This window comes from Mesorhizobium sp. M7A.T.Ca.US.000.02.2.1 (assembly GCF_003996995.1).
GTDB lineage: Bacteria > Pseudomonadota > Alphaproteobacteria > Rhizobiales > Rhizobiaceae > Mesorhizobium.
Window position 1 is genome coordinate 1 of sequence record NZ_RZTT01000457.1, and the last position, 4,499, is coordinate 4,499.

The window sequence follows — 4,499 nt, forward strand, 5'->3', positions numbered from 1 at the left end:
ATGAATGGCTGATAGAAGAGCGTCGAGCGCAATGGCTCCAGCGAGGCTCTGAAATTGCCGAGCCCGGCCTCCCTGGCGGCCATCACCTCCTCCAGCCGTTTGCCAAGACGCTGCTCCCGGCTCTGGCGGAAATAGACGGCGTTTTCCGCGTCCTGCATAGCATGGAGGTCCATGATGGCCGCGGTGGTCACGTAGGGATGAATGGTCACTTGCGACCAGCGTTCGATGAAGCGCGCCATTGCCTTGCCGCCTTCACCGCCAAACAGCGTCGGCCGGTCCGGATAGGCCTCATCGAGATAGAGCGCGATATCGAAGGAATCCGCGACGACCGTCTCGCCGTCCCGGATCACCGGAACGGTTTTCGAAACGCCGCCCTCGACAGCGGGCACCTCGAGAAAGCGCGTCGGTACGGTCGATATGTCGAGCCCCTTGTGGGCAAGCGCCATCACCACCTTCCAGCAATGCGGGCTGAACGGACGTGTGGTGTCGCGTCCGACGAGATCATAGAGCAGAATGGTCATTGGCGGCGGCGTTCCTGCGGGTTAGGTAGGCCCCGCATCGACGTGAGCCGAGGGAAGCCATGAGACAGCATTTCATGATGTTTGCGGCCTATAATCAATGGGCCAACGGTCGCATCTATGATGCCGCCGCCGAACTCGATGATGAGGAATTCAACCGCGATGTCGGCGCCTTCTTCGGCTCGATGATGGGCACGCTCAACCACCTTTTGACGGCCGACCGGATCTGGATGAAGCGCTTCACCGGCGAGGGCGACGCGCCGACGACACTGGATGCCATCCTGCATCGGGGGTTGACCGGCCTGCGGGCGGCGCGTGAAGCCGAGGACAGGAGGATCATCGATTGGGTCGGCGGCCTCAATGACAAGGCGTTGACGGGCCGCTTCACCTACATGACCGTTTCGGACATGCGCACCGTCTCGCAAAGGCTGGCGCCGGCGCTGGATCATGTCTTCAACCACCAGACCCACCATCGCGGCCAGGCGCATACGATCCTGACTATCCTGGGACGGCCAAGCCTGGGGTTGGACCTGATGCTTTTTCAGCGGACCGAGGAGGGCAGAGCTTTCGCCTGATTCGGTGCCGTCCGAAGGTCGAAGAGCTTGCGCCTACTATCGCTGCATTTTGTGCTGCAGCATTGTCTGTGCATCAGAAATTAGCCGGCACACCGGATACTTGCCCGAGATTCAGGCGGCCGTCGAAGCCTCGCCCCTGATTTCGCTGTCCAGTTGGCACTGCGTCAGAGCCGCTTCCGCCATCACCCACTGCTTGAACAACTGGACCTTGCGTGCGGCAAGGCCTCTCAGCGGGGAAACAAAATACCAACCAGCCGTGTTCGGGTGGTGGACGGCGAAGGGAGCCACCAGCCTTTCGGCGCGGATGTCGCTGGCCATATAGGCACGGTTGGCCACGGCAAAACCCATCCCGGAGTTGGCTGCCTCGTAGGACATCATGCACGAGTCGAAATAGATGCTCTTGGTCTCGCTGAGCACGAAGCTGGCGCCGGCGAAACCAAGCCAGGATTGCCAATTCTGGGTGCAGGTGTCGGAATGCAGCAGGGTGAAGTGCTTGAGGTCGTCCGGTGTCACCTTCGACAGCCGCTTATCGCCGAGAACTTCGTGGAACAGCTTGCGGCTGCACACCGGTGTCAGGTCTTCGCGAAACAGCAGATCGGATTGCAGCCCGTGAAAGTGACCGTCGCCATAACGGATTTCGAGATCGAATTCCGAGGCCGTGAACTCATGCGTCGCGTAGGAGGTCGAGACCCGCATCACGATATCGGGATATTGCTGCTGGAACAGCGGCAGGCGCGGAAACAGCCAGCGTGCCGCAAAGGTCGGAAGCACCGATATTTTTAGCACATGCTCCTGCGACTGCCCGGTCGCTTCCATGCTGGCGGCGACGATTCGCTCCAGCGCCTCGCGAACGCGCGAGACATAGGTCTCGCCCTCCGGCGTCAACGACACCGCATTGCCGCCGCGCTGGAAAATCTTGAAACGAAGCTGGTCCTCAAGGCTTTTCACGCGCTGGCTGACCGCTGAAGCGGTAATAAACTGTTCTTCGCCGGCACGCGTGAAATTACCGTGCCTCGCAGCACTCTCCACGATTTTAAGCGAATTGAGGTTGACCTGACTGAGCAGACGCACGGTTTCGACCTTAAGCTTGGCTTACACTAGCACCAGCATTCCTAATTTTACAGGGGTGGGTGAATTAATCGACTGTTTACCAAGTGTTGCCCCCATCCTGGAGAAGTACAATGAACGCCCATACCATTCCCGAACTGCGTTATGCGATGAGCCGCGAAGCCATTATCGGCCATGAAACCGCCTGGAAAGTGTCGAGTTTCGGTGTCGCGCAATATTTGCACGGCTATGACCCGGCACTGCTTGCCGCGATCGAGGAGGCTGCCCTGAAGCTCAAGGCCAGCCACGCCGTGCACAAGCACCTCGATCTGACCTTCATCACCGGGGCCGACCGTTTCATCCCCGAGATCAAGGAATTGCTGCATGACAAGCTGCGCCTGGAGCGGCTGTCCGACATGATGGGCACCAAGCTGGAGCCCTATCCGCTGTCGATCGTCGGCTCGACGGTCACCTTCATGAATCCCAACGACGGCGCCGTGGAGTGGCATTGCGATGGCGTTCCGGTCACAGAGCTCATTCCGCTGTCGATCAGCAATCCGCTGGTCGGCGGCCACCTCGAAATCTACTGCGACGACTCCGAAACCGGCCGCGCCATTCTCGAAGCCGGCCGCGAGATCCCGCGCAACAGTGTCATGCGCATCGATCACAAGATGAACTACGCGACGCTCGGGCAATTCCTGGGCGTCCTGCATCGCACCGCGCCGATCCGGTTCGGCGAGCGCGTCACGCTGGTGCTCAACCAGCGTTCGGTGGCCAAGCCCTAGGTCGACGACAACCGTATGTTCTATCTCGCCGCCGACAACGACCACGACCGTGAGTGGGTCAGCGAACTGGCCGAAGATGTCTGGACCAATCAGCTGCCTGCCTATCGTCGGTTCGAGGCGGAGCATCCCGTGCCCACCGCCGTCGAGGCACCGGTTCCGGGCGACGCCAGGGAATCATGGTAATGAACCATGACCCCGAAAAGTCGGAACCGGTTTTCGGACAGGATCATGGTCGAACAGCAACATAGAGTCCCATGCCGATTGTTTCGGCAGCGATCCGGCTCGATATCCGCTTTGGTCTTCGCTGCCGGTGCGGTGGCGTTGTGGTCCACCAATGCCCTGGTCGGCAAATCCCTGCTGGCCAGCCACCCGGTGTCGCAGGTCCAGTTCCTGCAATTTGCAGGCGCAGCACTCGTGTTCGCCGCCATCCGATTGATGAGCCGCGAAAGAGTAGCACCGGTCACCGCCGGGGGGGCGCTCATCTCTCTCGCGATCGGCTTCATCGGCCTGGTCGGCACCATGGTGCTGCAATACATCGCCTTCGCTTCGATGCCGGTGATCGAGGCCAATCTGATGGCCTACACCTGGCCGCTGATGGTAGCGGCGGCAGTCATTGCCTTGGAAAATCCGCGGCGTCCGGCACTGTTGGGTCTCGCCGCGGTGGTGGGCTTCATCGGCGTTGCACTGGTGATTTCGGGAGGGCGCAACCAATCCTGGTTCGAGGGCGATCTGGTCGGCTATCTCGCCGCATTCGGGTCCGCGCTATGCATGGCCTTCTATTCGATCATGGTGGGACGGGTGGCCACTCCAGCGGATCGCCTGTTGCTGCCATCGTCTTTGATTGGCGTCGCTTTGATGTTTCTGTGGTGCGCTCGCGACGGTTTCACCTGGCCCGTCGGCGCGGATCTGGCCCTCGGCCTTTATCTCGGCGCCGGTCCGATGGGCCTGGGCTACTATTTCTGGTCGCGCGCCTTGAAGCTTGAAGGCAGCGGCAGGGTCGCGGTGGTCGCCTATCTCACGCCGATCGCCTCGACCCTGCTTTTGACCTTGTCCGGCGAACGGCTGACGGTGACAGCCATTGTCGGAGCCATCCTCGTCATCGGCAGTTGTGTCGCGGTCGGTGTGGAACGTTCGGAGGTCGAAAACCATGTTTGACGAGAATGAGCGTCTGGCCATTCAGGAAGCGCATTGGCTGATCGACGAATTCGGCGCCGAGGCACAGCTCTACGCCGCGATGAGGGCCGAAAAGGCGATAGAACAAAAGGATTTCGCGCGTTGCGCCCGCTGGAAGCGTATTCTGGAGATTTTGGACGAAAGTCCTGCCGCTAAGTCTGCTGGTTCCAAGTATTAGATTTTCTAATTTGCGCGGCGTCGATTTCGCATGAATGCTATTTTTGCCGATTCTTCATTCTTTTATGAGACTTGGCGGTCCGTTGGGGGACGCGGTTAAAGAGTACATCGACACAAGTCTTCGCTGGGGTGGAGGATTTTGTCGCAAATAAGGTGAAAGAATTGTCAAATATCGATGATAAGACCGTTATCGAGCTGACGGCCGATATTGTCTCGGCCTATGT

7 protein-coding genes are annotated in these 4,499 nt (G+C 59.7%); 5 read left to right on the plus strand and 2 right to left on the minus strand.

Translation table 11 applies throughout. The features are described 5' to 3' along the window. Positions 1-521: glutathione S-transferase family protein (locus tag EOD15_RS29190; RefSeq protein WP_148129685.1), on the minus strand; the 521-nt coding region annotated here is incomplete at its 3' end. 59 nt (positions 522-580) lie between these two features. Between EOD15_RS29190 and EOD15_RS29195 the strand changes: the two genes are divergently transcribed. Beyond that, positions 581-1,093 (plus strand): DinB family protein, encoded by a 513-nt coding sequence (locus EOD15_RS29195; RefSeq protein ID WP_013532473.1) that lies wholly within the window; start codon positions 581-583, stop codon positions 1,091-1,093. Between the two features lie 111 nt (positions 1,094-1,204). Here the strand turns inward: EOD15_RS29195 and EOD15_RS29200 are convergent, their stop codons facing one another. Further along, a complete protein-coding gene (locus EOD15_RS29200; RefSeq protein ID WP_027037936.1) occupies positions 1,205-2,164 on the minus strand; it encodes a LysR substrate-binding domain-containing protein in 960 nt (319 codons plus the stop codon). 110 nt (positions 2,165-2,274) lie between these two features. Between EOD15_RS29200 and EOD15_RS35990 the strand changes: the two genes are divergently transcribed. Genes EOD15_RS35990 through EOD15_RS29220 form a run of 4 tightly spaced genes read left to right on the plus strand, consistent with a single transcriptional unit; the run spans position 2,275 to position 4,276 of the window. Next, positions 2,275-2,925, plus strand: coding sequence for a hypothetical protein (locus EOD15_RS35990; RefSeq protein WP_245463796.1), 651 nt, complete (start codon positions 2,275-2,277; stop codon positions 2,923-2,925). A gap of 15 nt (positions 2,926-2,940) precedes the next feature. Then, a complete protein-coding gene (locus tag EOD15_RS37060; protein WP_245463797.1) occupies positions 2,941-3,108 on the plus strand; it encodes a hypothetical protein in 168 nt (55 codons plus the stop codon). A 45-nt stretch (positions 3,109-3,153) separates the two neighbouring features. Next, entirely contained in the window at positions 3,154-4,080 is a 927-nt protein-coding gene (locus EOD15_RS29215; protein ID WP_127409074.1) for a DMT family transporter, read from the plus strand. Further along, complete coding sequence (locus tag EOD15_RS29220) at positions 4,073-4,276, plus strand: hypothetical protein (protein WP_127323314.1); 204 nt, start codon at positions 4,073-4,075, stop codon at positions 4,274-4,276. The genes EOD15_RS29215 and EOD15_RS29220 overlap by 8 nt, the downstream gene beginning before the upstream one ends. The last annotated feature ends 223 nt before the right edge of the window (positions 4,277-4,499 follow it).

Excerpts from the sequence above, each read along its gene's own strand:
- EOD15_RS35990 (WP_245463796.1), top strand. The coding sequence starts at position 2,275 with ATGAACGCCCATACCATTCCCGAACTGCGTTATGCGATGAGCCGCGAA.
- EOD15_RS29195 (WP_013532473.1), top strand. The coding sequence starts at position 581 with ATGAGACAGCATTTCATGATGTTTGCGGCCTATAATCAATGGGCCAAC.
- EOD15_RS29220 (WP_127323314.1), top strand. The coding sequence starts at position 4,073 with ATGTTTGACGAGAATGAGCGTCTGGCCATTCAGGAAGCGCATTGGCTG.
- EOD15_RS37060 (WP_245463797.1), top strand. The coding sequence starts at position 2,941 with ATGTTCTATCTCGCCGCCGACAACGACCACGACCGTGAGTGGGTCAGC.
- EOD15_RS29215 (WP_127409074.1), top strand. The coding sequence starts at position 3,154 with ATGGTCGAACAGCAACATAGAGTCCCATGCCGATTGTTTCGGCAGCGA.